The organism is Vibrio sp. K4 (genome assembly GCF_051122595.1).
Taxonomy (GTDB): Bacteria; Pseudomonadota; Gammaproteobacteria; order Enterobacterales; family Vibrionaceae; genus Vibrio; species Vibrio owensii.
The window spans coordinates 168,885-193,921 of the sequence record NZ_CP178578.1 but is presented as its reverse complement, the minus strand read 5'-3'; the positions used below and the strand labels follow the sequence as shown (position 1 = coordinate 193,921).

Annotated in this window: 23 protein-coding genes and 1 riboswitch; of the genes, 14 read left to right on the top strand and 9 right to left on the bottom strand. The window is 46.5% G+C overall.

Annotated elements, in window-relative coordinates; all coding sequences use genetic code 11:
• Nucleotides 1-73: 73 nt before the first annotated feature.
• Nucleotides 74-889 carry a hypothetical protein gene (locus tag ACLIIY_RS18330; RefSeq protein ID WP_434529064.1) on the top strand — a complete coding sequence of 272 codons (816 nt, stop codon included), beginning with the start codon at nt 74-76 and terminating at the stop codon, nt 887-889.
• A 44-nt stretch (nt 890-933) separates the two neighbouring features.
• Nucleotides 934-1,167 (top strand): hypothetical protein, encoded by a 234-nt coding sequence (locus ACLIIY_RS18325; RefSeq protein ID WP_009705085.1) that lies wholly within the window; start codon nt 934-936, stop codon nt 1,165-1,167.
• A gap of 73 nt (nt 1,168-1,240) precedes the next feature.
• On the opposite strand, the gene ACLIIY_RS18320 is transcribed toward ACLIIY_RS18325, so the two are convergent.
• A complete protein-coding gene (locus ACLIIY_RS18320; protein ID WP_009705084.1) occupies nt 1,241-1,423 on the bottom strand; it encodes a hypothetical protein in 183 nt (60 codons plus the stop codon).
• A 360-nt stretch (nt 1,424-1,783) separates the two neighbouring features.
• A riboswitch (guanidine-I (ykkC/yxkD leader) is annotated at nt 1,784-1,881 on the top strand.
• A 66-nt stretch (nt 1,882-1,947) separates the two neighbouring features.
• On the opposite strand from ACLIIY_RS18320, the gene ACLIIY_RS18315 reads away from it, so the two are divergent.
• The 7 genes from ACLIIY_RS18315 (at nt 1,948) to atzF (ending at nt 11,588) form a co-directional block, all read left to right on the top strand.
• Nucleotides 1,948-3,021, top strand: a complete 1,074-nt coding sequence (locus ACLIIY_RS18315; protein ID WP_230677212.1) for a putative urea ABC transporter substrate-binding protein — start codon at nt 1,948-1,950, stop codon at nt 3,019-3,021.
• A gap of 33 nt (nt 3,022-3,054) precedes the next feature.
• Nucleotides 3,055-3,885, top strand: coding sequence for an ABC transporter permease (locus tag ACLIIY_RS18310; protein WP_270052170.1), 831 nt, complete (start codon nt 3,055-3,057; stop codon nt 3,883-3,885).
• Nucleotides 3,878-4,663, top strand: a complete 786-nt coding sequence (locus ACLIIY_RS18305) for an ATP-binding cassette domain-containing protein (RefSeq protein WP_434529063.1) — start codon at nt 3,878-3,880, stop codon at nt 4,661-4,663. Before ACLIIY_RS18310 ends, ACLIIY_RS18305 begins: the two co-directional genes overlap by 8 nt.
• Before the next feature lie 10 nt (nt 4,664-4,673).
• Entirely contained in the window at nt 4,674-5,432 is a 759-nt protein-coding gene (locus ACLIIY_RS18300) for an urea amidolyase associated protein UAAP1 (RefSeq protein WP_434529062.1), read from the top strand.
• 11 nt (nt 5,433-5,443) lie between these two features.
• Nucleotides 5,444-6,082, top strand: coding sequence for an urea amidolyase associated protein UAAP2 (locus tag ACLIIY_RS18295; RefSeq protein ID WP_434529061.1), 639 nt, complete (start codon nt 5,444-5,446; stop codon nt 6,080-6,082).
• A 93-nt stretch (nt 6,083-6,175) separates the two neighbouring features.
• Nucleotides 6,176-9,766, top strand: a complete 3,591-nt coding sequence (gene uca / locus ACLIIY_RS18290; protein WP_434529060.1) for an urea carboxylase — start codon at nt 6,176-6,178, stop codon at nt 9,764-9,766.
• Between the two features lie 19 nt (nt 9,767-9,785).
• Nucleotides 9,786-11,588, top strand: coding sequence for an allophanate hydrolase (gene atzF / locus ACLIIY_RS18285; protein ID WP_434529059.1), 1,803 nt, complete (start codon nt 9,786-9,788; stop codon nt 11,586-11,588).
• Between the two features lie 88 nt (nt 11,589-11,676).
• Here the strand turns inward: atzF and ACLIIY_RS18280 are convergent, their stop codons facing one another.
• The gene (locus tag ACLIIY_RS18280; protein WP_434529058.1) at nt 11,677-12,585 is read right to left on the bottom strand and encodes a LysR family transcriptional regulator; all 909 of its coding nucleotides are present in this window, start codon (nt 12,583-12,585) and stop codon (nt 11,677-11,679) included.
• A gap of 150 nt (nt 12,586-12,735) precedes the next feature.
• Here ACLIIY_RS18280 and yjjG point away from each other — a divergent pair, with 150 nt between their 5' ends.
• Nucleotides 12,736-13,410, top strand: a complete 675-nt coding sequence (gene yjjG, locus ACLIIY_RS18275) for a pyrimidine 5'-nucleotidase (RefSeq protein WP_041054186.1) — start codon at nt 12,736-12,738, stop codon at nt 13,408-13,410.
• An 85-nt stretch (nt 13,411-13,495) separates the two neighbouring features.
• Here yjjG and ACLIIY_RS18270 read toward each other — a convergent pair whose 3' ends face one another.
• Nucleotides 13,496-13,987 carry a hypothetical protein gene (locus tag ACLIIY_RS18270; protein ID WP_005442324.1) on the bottom strand — a complete coding sequence of 164 codons (492 nt, stop codon included), beginning with the start codon at nt 13,985-13,987 and terminating at the stop codon, nt 13,496-13,498.
• A gap of 259 nt (nt 13,988-14,246) precedes the next feature.
• Between ACLIIY_RS18270 and ACLIIY_RS18265 the strand changes: the two genes are divergently transcribed.
• Entirely contained in the window at nt 14,247-14,786 is a 540-nt protein-coding gene (locus ACLIIY_RS18265; protein ID WP_041054182.1) for an NUDIX domain-containing protein, read from the top strand.
• Between the two features lie 122 nt (nt 14,787-14,908).
• On the opposite strand, the gene ACLIIY_RS18260 is transcribed toward ACLIIY_RS18265, so the two are convergent.
• Together ACLIIY_RS18260 and ACLIIY_RS18255 are read right to left on the bottom strand one after the other, a co-directional pair.
• On the bottom strand, nt 14,909-15,331 hold the full coding sequence (locus ACLIIY_RS18260; protein WP_042599943.1) for a hypothetical protein: 423 nt from the start codon (nt 15,329-15,331) through the stop codon (nt 14,909-14,911).
• 35 nt (nt 15,332-15,366) lie between these two features.
• Nucleotides 15,367-15,687: a DUF4377 domain-containing protein gene (locus tag ACLIIY_RS18255; protein ID WP_434529057.1), complete on the bottom strand. Its 321-nt coding sequence runs from the start codon at nt 15,685-15,687 to the stop codon at nt 15,367-15,369.
• Nucleotides 15,688-15,947: 260 nt separating this feature from the next.
• Between ACLIIY_RS18255 and ACLIIY_RS18250 the strand changes: the two genes are divergently transcribed.
• Complete coding sequence (locus ACLIIY_RS18250; RefSeq protein ID WP_434529056.1) at nt 15,948-16,451, top strand: hypothetical protein; 504 nt, start codon at nt 15,948-15,950, stop codon at nt 16,449-16,451.
• On the opposite strand, the gene ACLIIY_RS18245 is transcribed toward ACLIIY_RS18250, so the two are convergent.
• The 4 genes from ACLIIY_RS18245 to rpiB form a co-directional block, all read right to left on the bottom strand.
• Entirely contained in the window at nt 16,448-17,299 is an 852-nt protein-coding gene (locus ACLIIY_RS18245) for a DUF3626 domain-containing protein (RefSeq protein WP_434529538.1), read from the bottom strand. The two genes, ACLIIY_RS18250 and ACLIIY_RS18245, sit on opposite strands and share 4 nt — an antisense overlap.
• Before the next feature lie 63 nt (nt 17,300-17,362).
• Complete coding sequence (locus ACLIIY_RS18240) at nt 17,363-20,632, bottom strand: mechanosensitive ion channel domain-containing protein (protein ID WP_434529055.1); 3,270 nt, start codon at nt 20,630-20,632, stop codon at nt 17,363-17,365.
• Nucleotides 20,633-20,780: 148 nt separating this feature from the next.
• Complete coding sequence (gene rpe, locus ACLIIY_RS18235; RefSeq protein WP_009705067.1) at nt 20,781-21,449, bottom strand: ribulose-phosphate 3-epimerase; 669 nt, start codon at nt 21,447-21,449, stop codon at nt 20,781-20,783.
• 1 nt (nt 21,450) lies between these two features.
• The gene (gene rpiB, locus ACLIIY_RS18230) at nt 21,451-21,891 is read right to left on the bottom strand and encodes a ribose 5-phosphate isomerase B (protein WP_009705066.1); all 441 of its coding nucleotides are present in this window, start codon (nt 21,889-21,891) and stop codon (nt 21,451-21,453) included.
• A 256-nt stretch (nt 21,892-22,147) separates the two neighbouring features.
• Between rpiB and ACLIIY_RS18225 the strand changes: the two genes are divergently transcribed.
• On the top strand, nt 22,148-23,542 hold the full coding sequence (locus tag ACLIIY_RS18225; RefSeq protein WP_005442341.1) for a sucrose-specific PTS transporter subunit IIBC: 1,395 nt from the start codon (nt 22,148-22,150) through the stop codon (nt 23,540-23,542).
• Nucleotides 23,543-23,608: 66 nt separating this feature from the next.
• Nucleotides 23,609-25,009: a glycoside hydrolase family 32 protein gene (locus tag ACLIIY_RS18220; RefSeq protein WP_434529054.1), complete on the top strand. Its 1,401-nt coding sequence runs from the start codon at nt 23,609-23,611 to the stop codon at nt 25,007-25,009.
• Nucleotides 25,010-25,037: the final 28 nt, after the last annotated feature.

Below are 25,037 nucleotides of genomic sequence, written 5' to 3'. Positions count from 1 at the left end.
ACATATCGGTTTCATTAATTTATAAATTTCATGTGCTTATGTTTGTTGCCTGCGAAATTTGTAAGAAGAATGTATGAAGCTGAAAGTTGTAAGTATTTACTTAATTTTTGTTGCGGTGTTCGCGAGTGCTCGCCTCTATTTTGATGCCCAAAAGCTCGTGCTTCCGCAATGTCCCCAAGAAGAAAAAGTCGAGACTTGGGTTCAATTCGTCTTTGACTACTCCATTCTCAGCGATTTCGACATAGAAGCATTGGAAGCACGAATCGAGGAAGACTTAGCCTTTTCAAATCTTATTCTCTCAAACTCATGTATCCCCATGGTTCGTAAGAGTGCAGGTTATGAATTCTTCGATGCTCGCAACGCGAAGCCAGCGGACATGTTGTCCTCCCATTATGAACTTAATCTGCAACACCGCAATTTGTTGGAACGCGCGTACCAAGAGCCAAACTTCTATGTTGTGCTAGTCCTAAGTGAAGACAACAGTTACTTTGATTTTGAGTACAAAATCGCCGAAACGTGGGTCGATCTGTTTCCTAACTTTGTGGTTTCTGATGTACGAGCTGCTCCATTCGCCTTGGAGCATGAGCTAGGGCATTTAGCGTGGGCACAACACGATTTAAAAACACTGTCATCTCAGCTTCAGAGTAGAACACTCAACTCCATGACAACGGAGGATAACCAATCACAGATCAAGCGTTATGCTCATGCTGCTTTGTGTGGTGATTCTGGAACCATCATGAGCTACTCAGACAACCTGCTACCTGTGTATTCCAGCCCAAATATTACCTATCAAGGGCAAGTCTGTGGCGATGTCGAAACCGCCGACAATGCTCGACGATTAACTGAGTATGCACGAGCGCTGAGGGGAAAGGTCAGTGCGAGGCTTTAACGAGACAATTTTTAGAAAACAGAATCGATTTCAAGGAGCTTATTATGTCTAAAAAGACGGAAGTTGTTATGTGTCCTTCGTGTGGTGTGGAAACGCATCATGTTGTGGTGTTGGTCAGAAAGAAAAGTGCTTTTGAGGGAGATAAAAATCGCAGTAAGAAGGAGTTCATTTCTGGCTTTCTAAAAAGCACAGTATTTGGTGCTTTCCTTGCGTCTATGGATGAGTTCTCTCGTCATCTAATCTGCGAAAACTGCGGCAACAAGATCATTCAAGATTGAACGTCATAGTCCACCCACCAATCAAACAAAAATGAGCTCCAATTTGAGCTCATTTTTTATCGATATCTGTTACTTAAGAATGGAAGATGACTTGTTCGTCTTCCGTCATTACAAGCGTCGCTTTGTTTTGCTCAATAAGCTGTGCGGCATAAGAAGGCGTCACGGCTTGCATCTCGCCTTTTGCTTTTAGCGTCAGTGATTCCCACGCTTGGTCACGATATTTACCCGCTTGGGTGTATTGAATCAGTACTTTCATAGCTTCACACTCCGGTGTGGTTGACGTGCTACTTAAGTTAGCGCTCCTATGATGGTTGCGCACCTGTTAAAAATGAAACATTAGATTAACCAAATGCTAAGAAGTGCAGATTTAGGCTATCTCGCACCATTCTTATTGGTCAGATTCCAAAGGTGTTTTGCGGTTCTACATTGCTTTGCACTAACTTGGTGATCCTTGCACTAAGTTAGTGGGCTTTTATGTGGTGGGCTATTACGAACTCCAAGTAAGGTTATGATATTTAAAGGCTTAAGTTTTTGGCATGAGATTTGGATTACTGATAACTGTGTCGCAAGAGCATAAGGTTAGAAGCACAGTTATGTGTATCTAACGGACAATTTGGCAATAGACATCTAGGGTTCCGGCTGTTGATACAGTGTCTGGGTCAAGAGTTGTCAACCTCGCAAGAGGTCACACGGAGGGATAGAAGCCCGGGAGATTAAACCAAGCCATTTGGTTGTGTCTCTTGTGTTGATATCTAAGTGTGACTCATGGAGGAGATTCCAATGAAAGCTCGATTCAAGAAAAGCGTACTCACCGCAATGCTTGGCACCACTCTGTTGGCCACTGCATTTCCCTCAACAGCATTAGCAGAAGAGAAACAGAAGTTTACGCTCGCGTGGTCTATTTATGTAGGTTGGATGCCTTGGGATTATGCAGACCATTCTGGCATTTTAGACAAGTGGGCTGAGAAGTATGGCATTGAGATTGACGTCGTACAGGTCAACGACTATATAGAATCGATTAATCAGTTCACCACTGGTCAGTTTGATGCCACTGTCATGACCAATATGGATGCCTTAACCATTCCTGCTGCAAGTGGCGTAGATTCAACCGCGCTGGTTGTCGGTGACTTTTCTAATGGTAACGACGGTATTGTTCTCAAAGGTGACAAAAGTCTCTCCGATTTAAAAGGCCAATCTATCAACCTCGTTGAACTGAGTGTTTCGCACTACCTAATGGCTCGTGCTCTAGAAAGTGTTGGGCTGAGTGAGCGAGATGTTAAGGTCGTTAATACGTCGGATGCGGATCTGGTCGCCGCGTTTAGCACTAATGATGTCTCTTCCGTTGTGACATGGAACCCCCTGCTCAGCGAAATTACTTCTCAACCAGATACCTCTTTTGTTTTCGACTCTTCTGATATTCCTGGGGAAATAATTGACCTTCTTGTGGTGAACACAGACACCCTGCAAAGCAATCCTGCTCTGGGCAAAGCACTGACTGGCGCATGGTATGAAATCATGTCGGTCATGCAATCCGACTCTAAAGGTGATGAAGCGAAGTCATACATGGCACAAGCTTCAGGCACAGACCTTGAAGGTTACAAGTCCCAGCTGCAAGCGACCAATATGTTTTACTCTGCCGATGATGCCGTGACTTTTACTCAAAGCCCGAAACTGGCCACGACAATGCAGAAAGTCAGCGAGTTCTCTTTCGAACATGGGTTACTGGGTGATGGCGCTCCGGATGCCAAGTTCATTGGCGTAGAGACGCCTGCAGGTGTGTACGGAAACCCAAATAACATCAAACTCCGATTTACTTCTGAATACATGCAAATGGCGGCAGAGAACAAGCTGTAACTGCTGTATTTGGTTATTGGAAATGGAGTTGTTATGACCAAAGTTATCAATCGTTACCCATCGAAGTTTGGGCGTGTCATGTTGGGTGTGATGCCTTTTCTAATCATGCTGGCGGTTTATGTCACGGCATCTGATGCCCGGTTAGCTGAAAATTCAGCAGACAAGTTACTGCCAGCATTTAGCAGCTTTGCTGATGCCATTGACCGCATGGCTTTTACGCCAAGTAAGAGAACGGGCAAATACCTCATGTGGGTAGACACCAGCGCCAGTTTGGTTCGTCTTGGTTGGGGTATAGGGATCAGTGCACTGCTTGGACTTTCGTTAGGGATTGCTACTGGCATCATTCCCTTGGTGCGCTCGTCTTTGTCACCGGTGATTACCGCGGTTTCATTGATTCCACCTATGGCGATTCTGCCAATTCTGTTTATCTCGTTTGGTGTCGGTGAAGTGTCAAAGGTGGTGCTGATCGTGGTCGGAGTGTGCCCGATCATTATTCGAGACATTCAGCTACGTGTGCAAAGTTTACCTGATGAGCAGCTCATCAAAGCTCAGACACTTGGGGCCAATAGTTGGCAGATCATTGTCCGAGTCATTTTGCCGCAAATCATGCCCAAGTTGATTGAAGCAGTGCGACTCACATTAGGCAGTGCATGGCTGTTCTTAATTGCGGCCGAAGCGATTGTCGCAACAGAGGGCTTGGGTTATCGAATCTTCCTTGTTCGTCGTTATTTATCAATGGATGTGATCTTGCCATACGTTTTGTGGATCACGATTTTAGCCTACTGCATGGATTGGTTATTGCGTTTGGCATCGCAAAAACTAAGCCCTTGGTATCACCAAGCTCAAGGAGAGAATCATGGCTGACCAGCAACCGATTATTGAAATCAAACAAGTGTGGAAAGAGTACGGCGACAACATTGTGCTAGAGCGTTTGAACCTCACGGTGAATCAGGGCGACTTTGTCAGCATTGTAGGTGCTTCAGGGTGTGGAAAAACCACCTTTCTGAATATGTTGTTAGGAACCGAAACACAGTCTAGAGGACGCATACTTTTGGATGGTCAACCTTTGGCTAAAGAACCGAGTGTTGAGCGCGGTATTGTATTTCAAAAGTATTCAGTGTTTCCCCATTTGACCGTACTTGAAAACGTTATGTTGGGCTATGAGTTTGAAGATAAAGGCGTGACCAGTACTTTGTTTGGGCGCTTGCTAGGTGCCAAAAGACAACAAGCAAAGCAACAAGCTCAAGCCATGCTAGAGCAGGTCGGGCTCATTGCGGCTCAAGATAAGTATCCCCATGAGTTATCAGGTGGCATGAGACAACGGCTGTCGATTGCTCAAGCTTTGATTAAGAAACCAAGAATACTCCTACTGGATGAGCCGTTTGGTGCGCTTGATCCTGGTATTCGAAAGGACATGCACACCTTAGTTAAATCGCTGTGGAAAGAGCAGCAACTCACCGTATTTATGATCACACATGATCTCAGCGAAGGTTTTCACCTTGGTAATCGCCTATGGGTGTTTGACCACACTCGACAAGATGACCAAGCCCCGGAAAGGTTTGGTGCTCAAGTGACGTTTGATATCCCGACGGAGCAAATTGATCAAACGCCTCGAGATCTTATTCTCAAGAAAATCGCATAAGGAACTGAATATGTTAATAGGACAGGACGTGTCTTTTTACGACACATTACCCGGTGCTGCACACTGGTCTATGGTGGTGCCGAAAGGGCGCACGGTAAGGTTTAAAGACTTAGAAGGCGGAGCAAACTTGAGTGTGTTGTTCTACAACCCAGCAAACCCTCTAGAGCGCTACAATGCGCCAGATACATTGAAGTGCCAACACACCTTTAAACTGTCGACGGGTAACTGTTTATACTCGGATATGGGGCGAATCTTCTGTTCTATCGTTCGTGATGATACCGGATGGATCGATACCGTTTGTGGTGTTGCGAACAAGCAGAAAGTGGCGCAAAAATGGGGGGAAAGAGACTACCAAAGTGAGCGAAATCAATGGAAGCAAAATGGCTACGATGCCTTGCTAGTTGAAGTGGCAAAATACGGCTTAGGAAAGCGAGATTTGGCCGCAAACCTTAATCTGTTTAGCAAAGTGGCGACGGATGAAGAAGGCAATCTGGCTTATCACTTAGGCCACAGTAAAGCCGATGACTGTATCGAACTTCGCTTTGAGATGGATACCTTGGTTGTGATGACCACGTGTCCACATCCTCTCAATCCATCAGAGACCTATCCATATAAACCAGTAGAAGTATCCGTGTTTGAGTCGGAGGCGATGTTAGAAAGCGATGCATGCCTAAATCATCGAGAAGAAAATGCGCGCGGTTTTGAAAACAACCGACGCTATACCAATGCTACTCAGCAAGCGTCCTCTCAATCTCATCATCGTTATTAAAGGAGTAAAACATGATCGTAGAAAGCCAATTAATACCAAGTGAAGCGCTCTATCGAGATGTCGTTCCTGCGGGTGACTACTACATGAAGGTGGTCAAGAAAGGCCACACCGTTCGTATTCTAGATATTGAAGGCAACCAAGCGGCGGATGTGCTGTTTTACAATGCGAATGACCCATCAGAACGTTACAGTGCAATTGATACGATACGAGAGCAAGGCAATGTTTACCTCACCGCAGGCACTAAAATTCTCTCAGATCTTGGTAACGTGATGCTTGAAATCGTTGCAGACACATGTGGTCGACACGATACTCTTGGCGGTGCGTGTTCAACGGAGAGCAATACGGTCCGCTATTCGATTGACAAAAAATGCATGCATGCCTGTCGCGACAGCTGGTTACTTGCGGTTTCAGAGAATGAGCACTTTGGCATGAGTAAGCGCGACCTCACTCATAACATCAACTTTTTTATGAATGTGCCTGTCACCGCGGAAGGTGGGTTGACCTTTGCGGATGGGATCAGTGGCGCTGGTAAATACGTTGAGCTCAAAGCCCACATGGACACCATCGTACTCATGTCAAACTGCCCGCAATTAAACAACCCATGCAACGCTTACAATCCAACGCCTGTTGAGGTTCTTGTTTGGCAGTAAATCCCAGTAAATGAGCTGAGAAAACGAGCTAGGGACGACCCTATTTGATGCTCTTTATTCTTCCGGGACGACCCGGATTTTAGGGACAAAATTATGTTTAGTAAGGTGTTAATTGCTAACCGTGGTGCCATTGCCTGCCGTGTCATTCGTACATTAAAACGACTCAATATCGGAAGTGTCGCCGTTTACAGTGAGGCCGATGCGCAAAGCCTACATGTTGTCGATGCAGACCAAGCTTTCTCACTTGGAAAGGGTGGAGCATCGGAAACTTATCTCGATCAAGAAAAGATCATCTCTATCGCCAAACTGGCGGGTGCGGAAGCCATTCATCCCGGCTACGGCTTTCTTAGTGAAAACCCAGAATTTGTAGAACGTTGTGAACAAGAAGGGTTGGTCTTTTTAGGACCTACCGCGGAACAAATGCGAGCGTTTGGCTTGAAGCATTCAGCTCGCCGTATTGCAACACAAGCGAAGGTTCCGTTGCTTCCCGGGACGGAGCTTCTCAGCGACAAACAGCAAGCACTTATCGCGGCAGAAAAGATTGGTTATCCAGTGATGCTAAAAAGTACCGCTGGTGGTGGTGGCATAGGCATGCAATGTTGCTTTTCTAGTGATGAACTGACGGAAGCTTTCGATAGCGTAAAGCGGCTTAGCGCAAACAACTTCAGTAATGACGGTGTGTTTGTCGAAAAGTTTATTCAGCAAGCTCGCCACATCGAGGTGCAGATTTTTGGTGATGGACGCGGACATGTGGTTGCACTCGGAGAGCGAGATTGCTCGGCTCAGCGACGAAACCAAAAAGTCATCGAAGAAACGCCTGCTCCGAACTTGAGTGAAAGCACTCGAACAGAGCTCCAGAACACGGCAATTCGTCTTGCTAGCAAGGTGAATTATCGAAACGCGGGTACGGTCGAGTTTGTGTTGGACCAACAGACCCAAGCGTTCTACTTTTTGGAAGTGAACACACGGCTGCAAGTCGAGCATGGTGTAACGGAAGAGGTCTTTGGTGTTGATCTGGTCGAATGGATGATTCGCCAAGGTGCACAGGCATTCGATCTGGAAAAAGCAGGCACAAGCCTAGAATCAAAAGGCCATGCCATTCAAGTTCGACTCTATGCTGAAGACGCCAATAAAAATTTCCAACCTTGTGCTGGGTTATTGAGCCATGTGGACTGGGCGAAGCAAGATAACTTACGCATCGAACATTGGATTGAGGCCGGGGTGGAAGTCTCTCCGTTCTTTGACCCTATGCTTGCTAAAGTCATCGTTCATGCGAAAGACCGAGAGACCGCGTTATCAGAGCTTAAACGCGGCCTAGATAACAGCACTGTCTATGGCATTGAGCACAACCAAGCTTACCTGAGCCAACTACTCGATAGTGAGTTAGTCAAAAAGGGCGAAGTGCTGACTCAATCTTTAAACAGTTTTGAATTCCAACCTCATACTTTTGATGTGCTCAGTGGTGGGACGCAAACCACGATTCAAGACTACCCTGCTCGTACCGGTTATTGGGATATTGGTGTACCACCGTCGGGCCCCATGGACTCATTAAGTTTCCGTTTAGCGAATTGCCTTGTTGGAAACCTTGAGTCAGTTGCAGGATTAGAGATCATCGTGTCTGGTCCAACGTTAAGATTCAATCAGGCCACGTTTATCGCGCTGACTGGGGCAACGATAGAAGCTTCACTGGATGGTCAGCAAATCGAAATGAAAACCCGTGTGAAAGTGGAAGCGGGACAAGTGTTAAAGCTAGGCAAGGTACTTGATGGAGCTAGAACTTATCTGGCGGTGCATGGCGGCATAGATTGTCCAGAATACCTTGGCAGTCGTTCAACATTTACCCTTGGGCAGTTTGGTGGTCACGCTGGGCGAGCACTTGTGGCTGGTGATGTTTTGCACCTCAATAGAGAAGTGTCAAAGGCAGAACCAAAGCTAGACGCGATAACACAAACCGAATTTGATGGTGAGTGGCAAATTAGGGTGATTTACGGCCCACATGGAGCACCGGACTATTTCACCCAACAGGATATCGACAGCTTCTTTGACGCAGAATGGAAAGTGCACTTTAACTCCAGTCGTACTGGCGTTCGCCTAATCGGACCGAAACCAAACTGGGCACGCTCTGATGGTGGCGAAGCAGGTCTACATCCCTCCAATATCCATGACAATGCGTATGCGGTTGGCACTATTGATTTTACTGGGGATATGCCAGTCATTCTGGGGCCTGATGGCCCAAGCTTAGGTGGCTTCGTTTGTCCTGCGACCATCATAAAAGCAGACCTATGGAAAATGGGACAACTCAAGGCGGGTGACAAAATTCGCTTTATTCCGGTGTCGGTGCAAGACGCAGAACATGCCGAGCGCGTGCAACTGACTCAGATTGAAACGGGCGTGATCAGCGAACTAGCACTGCCAAAAACCGAGCCTATCTCACCAGTCATCAAAACCATTCCAGCTGACCGCTATGGCGAAGAGGTTATTTATCGTCCAAGTGGTGAAGATTACTTATTGGTCGAATATGGCCCTCAAGTGTTGGATATTCGTCTTCGCTTTCGTGTTCATGCCCTCATGCTCAAGTTACAGCAGAAGCAAATTGTGGGCGTTGAAGAGCTCACTCCGGGGATTCGGTCCTTGCAGATTCACTACGATAACCTTGTGTTACCGAGAGAGCAGTTACTAGCAGAGTTAGAAGTGATTGAAGCGGGGCTAGATAACATTGACCAGTTATCGGTGCCTGCCCGAATCGTGCATTTACCGCTTTCTTGGGACGACGAAGCAACACGACTTGCGATTCGAAAATACGATGAAGTGGTTCGTAAAGATGCGCCTTGGTGCCCTGATAATATTGAGTTTATCCGCCGTATCAATGGCCTCGATTGTGTCGAGGATGTAAAGAAAATCGTCTTTGATGCCAGCTACTTAGTCATGGGACTTGGGGACGTTTATCTTGGAGCACCAGTGGCAACACCGATGGATCCTCGACATCGCTTAGTCACAACAAAATACAATCCAGCTCGTACTTGGACACCTGAAAATGCGGTGGGGATTGGTGGTGCATATATGTGTGTCTATGGCATGGAAGGGCCGGGAGGGTATCAATTTGTGGGGCGCACCCTGCAAATGTGGAACCGTTACCGCCTAACAGAAGCTTTCACTAAACCTTGGCTGTTGCGATTTTTTGATCAGATTAAGTTCTATGAAGTCAGTGCGGAAGAGCTCCTCGATATTCGTGAGAAACACCCACAAGGTCATTATCCAGTGAAAATTGAACAGACTGAATTTTCACTCTTGGATTATCAAGCTTTTCTCGATGAGCATGCTGATGAGATCAAAGCGAGCAAAACGCGTCAGCAGAAGGCTTTTGAAGAAGAGCGTCAACGCTGGGAAGAGTCAGGACAAGCGGACTTTGTTGCGACAGAAATCGAGCAATCATCTGTGAAAACGGAACTCGCAGAAGGGCAAGAGGCGATAGAAAGCCATGTCGCAGGCAATATTTGGCAAGTGCTTGTTGAGCCGGGACAGACCGTTAAAGAAAACGAGGTCGTGATGATACTTGAAGCCATGAAGATGGAACTAGAGGTGACAGCAAGTGTGTCTGGTGTTGTCGATTCCATTTGTCATGATGCTGGCGCTCAAGTTCATGCTGGTGAGCCACTCCTTGTTGTAAACACGTGTGCCGCATAACGGTTCTAAGGATAGAAATATGAACGATTTAACCGTATCAAACCTCTCTCAATCAGCCCCTTTAACGATTAGTGATTTGCTAGAAGCTTATCGCTCTGAAGAACTCGACGTTAAAGCGTTTCTAACTGAAAAACTTCAGCAAGTGCGAGAGGATGAGTTTAACTCTTGGATTTCAGTGATTTCAGATGAACAACTGGATGTTTTTATTAATTACCTAACGGAAAAAGGTAGCCACGACTTACCTCTGTTTGGTGTTCCTTTCGCCATTAAAGACAACATTGATCTCGCCGGATTAGAAACGACAGCGGGTTGTGATGCATACCGCTATCAACCTTCTGAATCCGCATTTGTTGTTGAACTGCTGATAAAAGCAGGTGCTGTACCACTTGGAAAAGCCAATATGGATCAGTTCGCGACAGGCCTAGTTGGTACTCGCAGTCCTTGGGGGGCAGTGAAGAACAGCTTCGACCCAAGTTATATTTCAGGCGGCTCAAGCTCGGGTAGTGCGGTCTCTGTGGCGACTAACCAAGTCTACTTTTCGTTAGGTACTGACACAGCAGGCTCCGGGCGCGTTCCTGCTGCGTTCAATAACCTGTACGGTCTAAAGCCGAGTAAGGGTTTGTTGAGTTGCAGTGGTGTGGTTCCTGCCTGTCGAACCTTGGACTGCGTGACTTTCTTTGCAAAGAGTGCAGAGGACCTCGGCGTACTGTATCAAGTCGCTGCTAAATACGATGAGAGGGATTGTTTTTCACGATGCTCAATTGGGCCAAGCTTTGACGACCCGAAAACATTTGCTGGGGTTCGGGTCGGTGTTCCAAATGAAGCGCAATTGAAGTTCTTCGGTAATGATGAGTATCGCAAGCTTTATGCTCAGGCTGTAGCTCGCTTGGAAGCATTGGGCGCCAAGGTGATTCCGTTTGATCTTGAGCCATTTATCCAAGCTGCAGACTTACTCTATCACGGTCCTTGGGTTGCGGAGCGCTACGCTGCGATACAAGAGTTCTTTGAGAGTAATGAAGAAAGCTGTTTGGATGTGATTCAAAAGATTGTCGGTGGAGCCAAAACGCTCTCTGCGGCAGAGACCTTTAAAGCCATCTACCAACTTCAAGAATACAAAGTGCAGTGTGATCAGTTGATGGATGACATTGATGTTGTTCTCACACCAACGACAGGCACCATCTACAAGATTGAGGAGGTCAATGACGACCCTATTGCGCTTAATACCAACCTCGGTTACTACACTAACTTCATGAACTTGTTGGATTACAGCGCCATTGCGATACCCGCTGGATTCACCGATGAAGGGCTACCATTTGGCGTGACTTTGTTTGCTCAGACGTATCAAGATGAAACCTTAATCAACTTGGCTTGTGAGTGGCAAACAATGATGAACTTGCCTCTTGGTGCGACTCAAATTCAGCTTGCTAATCTTGATAGCGTAGATCTGCTGGTGTGTGGGGCGCACATGAAAGACTTAACGTTAAATCATCAGTTGATTGAGCTAGGGGCGAATTTCAAGCTGCGAACAACAACGTCTGAAAACTACGCGCTTTATTGTCTTGCTGGTGGACCACCATTAAGACCGGGCTTGGTAAGAATGCCAGAGCAAGGCAAGAGGATTGAAGTCGAAATTTGGCGAATACCGAAACGTCATATTGGAGCATTGCTTGAACAAATTCCACACCCTCTAGGGTTAGGTAATGTCGAGTTAGACTCTGGCCAATGGGTGAAGGGCTTTATATGTGAGCCCATTGCTGTCGATGGCTCAACTGACATTACCCATACTGGTGGGTGGAGAAGTTTTATTGCTGAAACGCTCTAGGTGAATACAATACTAAAAATTCTGTACCTAGCAGATTTGCTCCCTCAGCTCATTGTTTTGCTTGTGCTGAGGGAGGTTACAATATCAATCAATAACGATCCCAATACGGTGTATCAGTGCCGAGCTTTTCGCTGATGAAGTCGATGAATACACGTACTTTCAATGGCATGTGTTTGCGCTCTGGAAACACCGCATAGATGGCATGCTCAGGGAGAGAGAAGTCTTCCATAAGCGGTTTTAAGTTACCGGCTGCAAAGTCTTTCGCGGCGATGAAGGTCGGTAATTGTGCGATGCCAGACCCTCTTAAGAGCAGCTGGCGAATCGCTTCACTGTTGTTGACCACAAAGTTGCCCTTCGGCAGCACCTTGTATTCGTTGCCGCTGTTAATGAACATCCATTCGACCCCGCCTCGGAAATACGAATAACGCAAACAGTTGTGCGTCACCAAATCGCTTGGTTTGGTTGGTACGCCAAACTCTTCTAGGTATTCGGGAGAGGCGCACAGTACGCTTTTACACGGAGCAAGGCGTTTAGCGACAAGGTTAGAAGTCGCAAGTTCGCCGATGCGAATCCCCAAATCAAAGCCTTGTTCAACCAAATCCACCATGGCGTCTTCTAGCTGTAAATCGACCTCAATTTTCGGGTAACGTGCAAGAAATTCGCTGATAAGTGGCGCAACGTGCAACACACCAAAAGACATCGGCGCTGTGATTTTGAGCCGACCTTGCGGTGAGCCTTGCAGCTCAGAAACGGCATCGACACCTTGTTGAGCTAAGTTGACTGCTTGTGAAGCGTACTCGAAGTATCGACGTCCAGCTTCGGTTAGGCTGAGCTTTCTTGTGGTGCGATTAATCAAGCGAATGCCGAGGTCATCTTCGAGTTGGTTAATGCGTTTGCTTATCGCCGATTTAGTCAGGTTTAACTGCTTGGCGGCTAGGGAAAAGCTGCCGCATTCGACGACAGCGACAAATACTGGCAGTGACGCAATGGAATTCACGGCGTGCTCCTAGGTTATTGGGGGTTATCTATTATTAATTTTATTGTTGAGAAAAACGATACAATCATTTTCCAATTATAGAGATTATCTTCAAGAAGAAAACAATTAGACTATGCGGCAGAAAACGACCTGGATATTGGAAAGAAGAAAATGAAATACGATTGGATCTTGTTTGACGCTGACGAAACCTTGTTTCACTTTGATGCCTTCAAAGGTTTGCAGCTGATGTTTTCTCGCAAAGGCGTAGATTTCACCGAGCAAGATTTTGCCCACTACCAAACGGTCAACAAGCCACTTTGGGTAGATTACCAAGATGGTAAAGTGACGGCAGATGAGCTCAAGCACAAACGCTTTACTGAATGGGCAGAAAAGCTCAACACCACAACGGCGGATCTCAACAGCGCATTCTTAGAAGCGATGGCAGACATCTGTACTTTGTTGCCGGGTGCGAAAGAGTTGATGGAAGCGCTGCAAGGTAAAGCCAAAATGGGCATCATCACTAATGGTTTTACCGAACTGCAAGCGATTCGCCTAGAGCGCACAGGTATGAGCGATTACTTCGAGCACGTGGTGATTTCTGAGCAAGTTGGTATTGCTAAGCCGGATCTGGGTATTTTTGAATACGCGATGACGCAAATGGGCAACCCATGTAAGACGCGCGTATTGATGGTGGGCGACAACCTGCATTCCGATATCTTGGGTGGCAACAACTTTGGCATTGAAACGTGTTGGTTGAACACCACAGGTGCGAGTGTGGATGAACGTATTGCACCAAGCTACACGGTGGAATCATTGAACGAGCTTAAGAACATCCTTGTGGCTTAAATGAACAAACAAACGAAAAAAGCGCTGATTTCTCAGCGCTTTTTTGTTTCTATCGATGCTGTTTTGTATTCATCGAACTTGCTTATTAGCTAGCGTTGTTTTCTGCCAATTCACGTTGTGCTTGTTGTTCTTTCTCGCCAAGTTTGAAGTAAATCTTACCGACGATGACTTCTGAAATCAGGATAGTAAACACCACCGCAAAGAAGGCGACGACACCATTCCAAGGGCCACTAAAGTCAACCTTGTCACCGAACAGAATGTTAATGGCTTCTAGCATCACGAACTTCGAACCGACCAAGATAACGTAAGTCGAGATACCACGGTAAATCTTAGGTGCCGTGCCCGGCTTCGATTTAAAGTACTCTGCGATTTTGTGTTCCGCTTTGATCGACAGCTTCAAGAGCAACTGAAGCAGCAATGCCGCGGCGAAAGAAATCGTAAATGAATCAATGGTTACGAAATCCCAATATTCGTCATAGAAGTTCAGTACCGTAAGGTCCACCAATACCGCCAAGGTATAACCAACAAACAGACGTTGTGGAGTGTTGAAACCGTAGACTTTATCCGATGCGCTCATAAGAACCCTCAATCAATAATGAACAAGTTTGCAAAGCCATGCCTTGCGTCGATGGGTTAACTATATGAGTTCCTCGAGCTGAAAACTTGCCATTTCGCGCCATCGTAATCATTGCGATGAATGATTGTTTTGATTGGATATATTGAATACCAATAAGCGCGTTGAATTTGAAAACCGTCTACAAACTGACACGCAAACAGCGTTAGAATGGCTTCTAATCCAATAACTAATTTCGAAGAATCAAGCAGTAAGGACTCTCATGGCAGACATCAAGCAGCTCGACAGCAAAGTGGTGTATCAAAACAAATGGATGACGGTACGTGAAGATAAGATCCAACGTCCTAGTGGAGCAGAGGGCATCTACGGTGTGGTCGACAAGCCAGACTGTGCAGCGATTCTGGCTATCGATAACGGCGTGATTCACTTAGTACAGCAGTTTCGTTACACCGTAGGGCAACGTTGTTGGGAAATCCCACAAGGGGCGTGGGAATCAAATCCAGATGCGGATCATCTTGAGCTAGCAAAAGGTGAGCTTCGAGAAGAGACGGGCATGCAAGCCAATAAGATGGAGTACGTTGGTGCGCAGTTCATCGCTTATGGATTCTTAAACCAGACTTGTCATGTGTATTTTGCGAGTGAGTTAGCCGAAGTGGGCAATCAGCTAGACAGTGAAGAAGAAGACTTGATCACACGCTCGTTCTCAGTTGAAGCGTTCGAGCAAATGATGATAGATGGTGAAATCAAAGACTGCGTGACTATCGCCGCTTATGGTTTGGCGAAATTGAAAGGCTTGGTGTAAGCAAAACGAAGCTTTTAAGTTACCCAAGGTGATAAGCTAAAAGGCTCGTGATGAGCCTTTTCGTGTTTAATATTGAGATGACTTAGCGTCGCTTTTTATTGCCACAGATGCTGGCTTAATTGCTATTCACCGCCACCATCCCCACCGCCGTCTCCTCCAAAGTCTCCACCATCAGCATCGAAATCATCCGAATCAGTAGCGGGCTGTTGTTTGTGGCTGTCTTGAATCTCTGCGTAAGTCAGTAAAGCACTGACGCTCACCAGATCTGTCGCTTGGTCAAACAAAGCAAGTGAGACTTCGGATTGGAATTCAGCATGTTCCCCTAGCTCTTGGCTTAGGCCCATCGGCACGTAAGCAGCTTGGCTAATCAACATGCCGTATGCGATCAGGGCAAAGGCATCATCTGTCTTGCCATTTTCTTTCAGCGCCCAATCGATCTCTTCCTTCGAGTAATCTGCTTTCTCACCATACTTGAGTGCTAGTTTTGGCGTGATGTCCTTTGCGACCTCGCGAATTTGGCGGTTTCGTTTCCAATTTCCAAACATAAAACTTCCTTTTCTATGGGTGGTGAACGTTATGGTTATCGCTTCTCTAACACTTCAATCAGCTCATATCGATACAAGCTCGCATCGGCTGGTGCATTCTCTGGGGTAAATCGCTGAGTGCGTTTGATTTTTAAGGTGTACTCGGAACCTGATTCAAATTCAAAACCGTCGATTTGGTCATAGAAGTAGTTACCATCGACCACCATGCATTTCATTGGCCCGACACCCACACAGTCCACCAGTTCTGGACCTAGATTAACGGTCATGATTTTTGCGGTGTCATCGGATTCGTGTTGAGCACAGCCAAATAGCGCTGCTGCCATCATAGGCAACACAACATAGCGTTTTAGATTCATTCTTTGCTCCTTAAAGGGTTACCAAATCATCATAGCAAGATTGACGAAAAGTGATGGTAAACCCGCGATAAAAAAGATAAACCCACCCTAACAATTTTTGCTTGTGTCTGTCTCTAAACGCTGTTTGTAGAACCCGACACTGTGCATTCTCGTTGTAGAGACGATTACTCATCGGGAAAAGGGATTGAGAGGATGAGCTTGAACTTTGCGATGGTGGCTTTATAGTATTCCATTCACAAACCTTTTGGCGGAGCAGTAACGTGAAATTATTGGCAGATAAAACGGGTGAGCAGTTCTTGCAGATTTTAGATGAGCAAGGTGACGCGCTAACGGTGCAATTCATCTCCAATGAAGGTGAGCCAAAAGGACAACCATTCAAAGATTCTCTCAAGGGCTTGAAGCTAGCGGGATGGTCTCATCGAACAACGTCGACTGCGATTGGTATCTCTCGATTCAAAAGGGGTTATCTAGAGGATGCACATGTGAGCTTTGCGCTGCATCGTTTGTATCCTTTGGGACGCAAAGTAAAACTGCCAAGCGGCGAGATTGTACAAATAGCCAGCTACGCCAATACCCACGTAGATGGCTATTACATGTTTGTTCGCCGTGATGATGAGCAAGAGTTGGTGCGCATGAAGATGTCACCAGATTGGCTGCTAATGCCATCAGAGAAGTTACTTGCTCTACCGTATTACCCGCGCCCTCGTACTCAACAAGAGCTTAACGTGATCGACGATTTCGACAAATGGGCTGGTGGCTTTTAACCCCCAGTCTGTCGATAATCAAACCCAAATCGCGCTAAGTAGTGCCAGACTTTTTTCAAATCTTGCTCGTCAAACGCTTTTGCTTTTACCGCTTCACCAATAATGCGTGGCGTTAGCATGCCATTTTCTGCAACCTGATTTGCGATGTCTAAAATAGCTTGTCCTCGGTAGTCTGAATAAAGATTGATGTCTTTTATTGAGACACAAAAACCACTGTGCCAACGAATTTCAACTGGTAACTCTCGAGCGTAATCTTCTACCTCTGTGCCTTTAAATGATGGATCGAGCACCAAGGCTTGAATATCTTCCTCTAAGCGCAAATCGCCGTGGATTTGAGTTTCGATATAGGCGTCCAACCTGTCTGGCGCTTGTGCGTTTAACTCATCCAACAAGGGTTGAACGCGTTCAATGGTGGCAAAGTGCTCTGGCTCGAAGAAGCTATCTGGATAACAGAATGTCGCTCGTTTGCTGATCTCTGGTTTCAATAAGAAGTAGCTCGAACCAAATCTTGGTGAAGCGCCAATTTCTGAACCTGAGAAGTTTAACGCGCCATACTTTGGGCGTTGATTTGGTTGGCTATTGTCGTACACACCATCAAACACGCGCTGCTCCCAACGCCAACGCTCCCCACCTTCGTAAGCCGTCAGTCCGCCGTTGCTTGTGCCAGTTTCAAATTGGGATTTGAGCTTGCCATCTTGGACTATTGCTTTAAGCAGCGGTTCGCCCTTAGAAGTGGTTCGATCTGGATGAAAGTTGATGGTCACTGCGAAAGGATGTGATTGCGGCGCTCCTGCGGATTTCGAGCGAATCACATCAAGAGCACGTTGAGTAAATGGATGATCGAGCACGACATTGACCTCTGGTTTTTCTTTCAACTTACCGAGTTTATCCGTGCGGTGCAATTGGCAGATTTAGCTTTTCTCACCATCCTGCGGCCAGTCGCGAACGTGCACATCCATCTGTGGAAAGGCGATTTCGATGTCGTTCTCTTTGAACAGTTTATCGATGTTTTTGTTGATGATGTGAATGGTCGATAAGCGGTGATCGATGGAGTTAATGTGTACACGCAACTCGAAATCCAAGCTGCTTGCCCCAAACGCTAAGAAAAAGACTGACGGAGACGGATCGTTCAACACTAATGGGTGCTCTTCCGCTACTTGATACAACAACTCTTCGACTTTCTCGACATCAGAGCCGTACGCCACGCCAATTGGAATCACAATACGAGTGATTGAATCGGTGAGTGACCAGTTGATGAGTTTTTCGGTAATGAAGGTTTTGTTCGGCACCACAATCTCTTTGTTGTCCCAATCGATGATGGTGGTAGCGCGAGTTTGGATTTTACTCACTGTGCCAGATAGGTCATTGATGGTGACGATATCGCCAATACGAATTGGGCGCTCAAACAACAAGATCAAACCAGAGATAAAGTTTGCGAAGATCTCTTGCAGACCAAAGCCTAAGCCGACACCAAATGCCGCCACGAGCCATTGTAGGCGCGACCACTGAAAGCCAAGAATGGCGAAAGCAGACAGCACACCCGTCATCAAAATCAGATAGCGCAGCAAAGTGGTCACCGCGTAGCCCGTGCCGGGAGATAACTCTAAACGGCGCAGAATCAGCAACTCTAAAATACCCGGTAGATTGCGCACGCCAACAAAGGTAACAAGCAAGGTGATCAGTGCATAAATCAGAGACTGTAGCGTTACGTCAACCAAGGTCGAACTGCCGCTGACCACTTCACTGACTTGCCACACCACCACTTTATCAAGCCAACTGGTCATCTCTAGCGCACTCGACCATAAAGTCAGAACCGCAATAACCAAACCAATCAAGGATAAACCGCGCAACAGTGTCATGGATTGTTCGCTGATCTGCTCGCTACCCAAGCCTTGCTCTTCCACTTCTGGGAAGTTTTCTCTGAGTTCGGCGATTTCCGGTGGTTCGTCTGCTTGTTCTTGTTGCTGAGCAATTAGCTCTTCACGGCGCGCCAGTAGGCGTTGGTAATTAAGTTGACGGTGTTCGAGTTTGAGCCAGCGCTCGCCAAGCTGATACGTAAACAAGACGCCAAGCACGACAAACAGGGTGAGCTGCTGGTAAATGAGCAACAGCCATGCGGCAATGTACAAACCCATCAAAGCCATAATGATGATGGCAATGAAGGAGCCGAGGATCATCACTTTAAGCAGCAACAATCCAAGTCCGCGATTGAGTGGAACAGGCAGTGTCGATGGGATGCGATCAGACTTAAGTAAAGCGCCATACACCATCGTCATGCCGACCATTAGCATCAGGAAGAACAGGCGAGATATTTCTGCTTCTTGATCGCCAGCAACCAACTCTGCAAAGAAGATCAGCAAGAGGAAGAGGGCAAACGGAAAACGCAGGCGGTTACTCTGCTTATGAACATAATCACAAATACGTTCTGGCCAATTTAGGTGCAGCTCCAACAAACCTTTTTTAGAGCTCATGGCATAAATCAATTCAATCACAAACAAGGCAGAAGCGCTGGCAACGATCAGCATTTTGGATTCGGTTGCGTTGGGAGCTGGCCACAGCCAGAACAGTGCCGCTGCAGTGATGGCATACCAAAGTGGCAGAATCACTGCTCGACACATCGCCATAAACAGCAGTGAAATACTGTTTTGGAATCGGTCCTTGAGCGGGTGGCCAAACACCTTTTTGTATTCATGACGAAGTCGAGTCGTACGACGAACTAAACGACGCCCCAGATAAAACAACACCAGTGTGTAGAAAACAAATGCGCCACCCACCATTTTGAGTTGGTCAGGATTGACCTCATCTTGCAGGGTTTTCAATGGGGTTTTGGTGCCAAACCAAATCTCTTTATCGAAGTCAGTCAGATGTTGCCAGAAAGGCACATTACTGCGTGTCCAAAGTTGTTGTTCACGTAAGAATGCTCGCGCATTTTCGACTTCAATGGCGTACTGGTTAATGGTCAGTTGCAGTTTTCCTAAAGCAATAATGAGCTTTTCATAATCTTGAGATAGCTGTTCTATGAGCTCATGCGATAAGGTTTCTAAACGGTCTGGAGCTTTGGCATTGGATTGCGTCGCACGAACGGCATCTTCAAGCGCAAAATCATCCAGCAACTGACTGATTTCGTATTTGCGGATGTGAGCATTGGCAATCTCATCGGGTATGGTTTTGTTTTGAATTTGGTTTGGCAAACGCTGTAGCTGAGCGCGAATCGAAGCGCCAAATGCGGTGCTGTCTCGCAGCCATGAGAGGTTTTCTTTGATTAGGCGCTGTTCTTCCGACAAGCTCCGGCGCTCTGATTCAAATTTTTGCCCAGCAATGCGAGCTTGGTCGATTTCTACCAATACTTGTTCTAGCTCTAACGTGTACTGACGAAGCTGCTCGATGAGTCGCTGTTTCTCCACGTCAGATTCATCGGCTTTCGCGCTTAGCTCTCGCGCTTCGGCAATCAAACCTCTTACCGATTCTTGTTCAACTCGGGTGAGCTTGTCTTGCAGTTCAATCAGCATGGGAGAGGCTAACTGAAGCTTCTTCGCCAACAATTGCTGTTCTAATCGCACAAGCTCTGTGCGCTCATCCAAACTTTGTAGCTCGGCGGTCATCACCTCTTTTTGTAACTTAAGGTAGGTGAGATTCGCGGTCTCTAACCATTGATCTATCTCTGCGCCGTTTTCACTTTTGACCAATGAAGCTTGTTCAATTTGTTGATTCAATTGAGCCAAAGAAACGGGGAGGGAGGTTCTTGCTGCGTTGAGTTGTTTGGTCTTTTCAGCATTTGCTTGTGAAGTGGTGCGCCATTCACTCATCGCAGCCTGAAGTGACGCTATGGATTGCGATAGGTCGCTGTAGCTATTGAGCTGCTTGGCCTTGAACATGTCGAGCTTTTCGGCTTCTTCGATTTGTTTGAGAAGACGCTCTCGCTGCAAGGGGAACTGGCTAATGATTTTTCGGTAATCGTCACGCGATGCTTTCTGCGCGTCGAACCCTGTAATTTGATTGAGTAGAGTTTCGTACTGACCAATCAGCGTATCGTTTTTTGGTGACTCCGCGTTCAAGCGTGCGATTTCGCTTTTCAGAAAATCGGTTTCGGGTAGGGTTTGCGCGACGGTGACAAAGGAAATCAGCAATAACAACACAGCGGTTAAGCAACGCAAGCTGCGGGCAAACATCGGCTTTCTCATTCCCTTCACACCAACCTCGACTCCGAATTTATTGAGTAGAAATAAGTGTATACGCTAGATGGAATGTACGCCTGTTTTGACAAAAAATCCCCGAGCGCACCAGAAGCAAAGCACTCGGGGATAAACTAAGAAAAGATCGTTGGGGGTACTAAGCGACCGCTTTTTCGCCAAGTGCGCGTAGGTCTTGCATGGTGTCTGCGTAGCTCTTTGGTTTACCAAACAGACCCGCAGTACCAAGAATAAAGTACTCCACTTTGTCACTCAGACGTTCAATCACTTCTGGGCTGATCGCGCCGTCGATGGCGATCTTAGTGTTGGTGCCTTTCGCTTCGATCATTTCGATAATACGCTCGATGCGGTTGTAAGCATTTGGAATAAAGGCTTGTCCTGCAAAACCAGGGTTTACCGACATCACCAAAATCACGTCCGTCACATCCAGTACGTCTTCAATCGCGCTCAATGGCGTACCTGGGTTGATTGCTAAGCCAGACTTAATGCCTTTCGCTTGGATGTTACCGAGTGAACGATGCAGATGTGGTGGCGCTTCTGCGTGGATGTACATCAGCTTAGGGCCTAGTGCTGCAAACAAGTCGATGAACTGGTCTGGATCCGACAACATTAGGTGCACATCGTATTCGATGTCTGTTAGGTTACGAATCGCTTTGATGTCTTCTGGGCCAAGCGCGAAGTTTGGTACAAAGTGACCGTCCATCACATCAATATGCAGCATATCGACGTTTGCTTTTTCTAGCTCTTTCAGCTCGCTTGCCAACTTAGAGAAGTCGACACACATCATTGAAGGACAAAACTTAGCCATCTTATCGCTCCTCAATTTCTGCAATTTGGTTTACACGGTTCTGATGACGACCACCTTCGAACTCTGCTTCTAACCAGCTATCGATGATCATTTTTGCTAGCTCAATGCCAATAACGCGAGAGCCGAACGCAAGGATGTTGGTGTTGTTATGCTGTTTAGATAGCTGCGCCGTGTATGGGTCGCTACAAACGACAGCGCGAATACCCGGAACTTTGTTTGCTGCTAGCGAAATGCCAACGCCTGTACCGCAAATCAAAAGACCTTGGTCTGCATCGCCACTTGTTACCGCTTTCGCGACGGCTAAACCGTATTGAGGGTAGTCAGTACGCTCTGCTGAATGCGTGCCGAAATCAATCACTTCAATACCTTTACTTTCTAAGTGTTTGATAACCAATTCTTTATGTTCGATCCCTACATGATCACAACCGATAGCAATTTTCATATTCGTAACTCTCAAGCGTTCAGATTTGCTTTAAAGTTTACAAATAAAATCACAACTGTAAACGGTGAATTTAATTAAAATTCATAGGAAGTTGCTTAGGTGGTTGTATTTAAAGTAAATAAAAGTTCACAATAAAATTCACAGAAATAAAAAATTCACAAAAAGTTTATTTTTGTGATCTCGGTAGAGGCAGAGTCTATGACTTATTGATAGCTTAATAGGCAGTTAATCCATTAATCACGAAACAGGTTTGAATATGTCTTACACGATGATTGCAGAAGAGTTGGTGGGCTCGTTAGGCGGAGAAGAAAACATTGTCTCTGTCGCTCACTGTGCCACTCGATTACGCGTAATGGTTGCCGATGAAAACAAAATTGATAAGAAACGCATCGAAGGCACCGACAAGGTAAAAGGCGCATTTTTTAACAGCGGCCAATACCAAATTATTTTCGGCACCGGAACGGTGAACCGAGTCTTTGAAGCGTTTGAGAACTTAAAGCTGAAGACAGCTTCGAAAGATGAACAACGTAAAGCGGTTGAAAAACAAGGGACGGCTTTCCAACGTGCGATCCGTACGTTTGGTGATGTTTTCGTGCCAATCATTCCAGCGCTTGTTGCGACAGGTTTGTTTATGGGTTTGCGTGGCTTGTTCATGCAGCCAGAGATCTTAGGCTTGTTTGGTCTAACGCCAGAAACCATTCCGCAAAACTTCATTCTTTATACTCAAATTCTGACGGATACTGCCTTCATTTTCCTACCAGCATTGATCGCGTGGTCGGCGGCGCGCGTGTTTGGTGGCTCTCCTTTAATTGGTCTGATTTTGGGTATGATGCTGGTGTCGCCAGCGCTGCCAAATGCATGGTCTGTGGCGTCTGGTGAGCTTGATCCAATCATGTTCTTTGGCTTTATTCCTGTGCTTGGTTACCAAGGTTCGGTTATCCCTGCCTTTATTGCCGGTATGTTGGGAGCCAAACTAGAGCGCCGTATTCGTAACTTCGTACCAGAAGCGTTGGACTTAGTCGTCACGCCATTCCTAACGCTATTGGTGATGATTACGGCTTCTCTATTTGTGATTGGTCCTATCTTCCACTGGTTAGAACTAATTATTCTGCAAGGCGCGCAGTTCATGCTGGATCTGCCACTGGGTCTGAGCGGTATCTTGATTGGTGGTCTACAACAAATTGTTGTGATGACGGGTGTTCATCACATCTTCAACCTGCTTGAGATTCAATTGCTGACCAACACTGGTGCAAACGAATTCAACGCTATCATTACCGCCGCAATCGCTGCGCAAGGTGCTGCTTGTCTTGCGGTCGGTGTGAAAACCAAAGACAAGAAACTCAAAGCTTTGGCAATGCCATCAACATTATCTGCGTTCTTGGGTATCACTGAGCCAGCGCTATACGGCGTGAACCTTCGCTTCTTCAAACCATTCATTATGGGCTTGATTGGCGGTGCTGTTGGCGGCTTCTTCGCAACGGTATTTGGTTTGAAAGCAACAGGCATGGCTATCACGGTAATTCCAGGAGCGCTGCTCTACTTGAATGGTCAAATGCTGGGTTATCTAGCGGTGAACTTAATTGCTATTGGTACGGCATTCACTCTGACTTACTTATTCGGTTACTCAGACAAGATGCTGCAAGACAAGTAATCCCTTGTGTTTTCATCCCCCTGACTTCAGGGGGATTCCTGTTTCTAGATTTTAATAAGGCTTACCATGACAGCAGAACAAACCTACATTAACGACGTGTTGGCGATTGCCTTAAATCAGATGGCAAATCCGCAAGAAGACCCTTTCCGTCCGACTTGGCACTTTGCACCGCAATTTGGCTTATTGAACGACCCAAACGGCTTGGCGCACTTTGCGGGTGAATATCACCTGTTTTATCAATGGAATCCAAAAGCGTGTGCGCATGGCGCGAAAGCATGGGGACACGCGACCAGTAAAGATCTTATTCACTGGCAGCATCAACCTTTGGCGTTAGCACCAACAGAAAACTACGAAACGCACGGTTGTTATTCTGGCTCTGGCTTGGTAGTGGATGGTGTGCTGGAACTGTTTTACACCGGCAACGTGAAGTTTGAACAAGGTGGTCGAACCGCTTACCAATGCCGAGCTACGTTAGAGGCGGGCAAACAGGTGGAGAAACAAGGCATTGTGCTCGACTTACCACAAGGTTACAGCGGCCATGTGCGCGATCCAAAAGTGTGGTTGCACGATGGTGAGTATTACATGGTGCTGGGCGCAGAAGATCTCGATTACAAAGGCAAAGTGCTGCTTTACCGTTCATCAGACAGACAACAATGGCAGTTTGTTGGTGAAGTATTTGGTGATGGCCGCAATCAACATCAAAGTGATGACTTTATGTTGGAATGCCCAGATCTTTTCCCAATTGGTGATCAATACGTGCTGATCACTTGTCCGAAAAACTGGTTAGAAGTGGACGGTCGTAAAGTGGAAACCTTTGATGTGACTTATCATCTCGGTCAGCTTGATTACCCAACTGCGAGCTTTGAACATGACAAAGGCGTCTTGATGGATCATGGTTTCGATTTTTATGCGCCACAGACATTTGAAGATGAGCAAGGCCGCCGCATTCTCTTTGGGTGGATGGGGAAACCAGATGAGTTCGAATCTTACCAACCAACGATAGAGTTTGGCTGGATTCACCAAATGACTTGCCCGCGCGAACTGATTCTTCAAGATGGACGCTTACTGCAAAAACCAAGTGCAGAACTCGAATCTTTGCGTTCGCAACCACAAAGCTTTACCAACCAATCGCTGCGTTTTTATGGATTGTCTTCTGAACTGCTGATTGAAGATGTTCCGGCAGAACTGACGATCGATGTTGCCGCCGATTTGAAGTTGCAAGTGACGCCACAAGGGCTAGCAACAACCCGCCGAAATCTGAAAACGGGTGAGTGGGAATCAAAGCAGTGGCAAGGTGAGGTTCGTCATCTACAAATTCTACGTGACCATTCAAGTGTGGAAGTGTTTATTAACCAAGGTGAGGCGGTGTCGACATCACGCTTCTTCGGCCAAAACGCACAAGGTGTGGGCTTTGTGATTGAGAGTGAAAGCGCAGTCACGGCAACACATTGGCAATTAAAGGCATAACCGTAGCTGCAAGTGCAGTTACCATGAC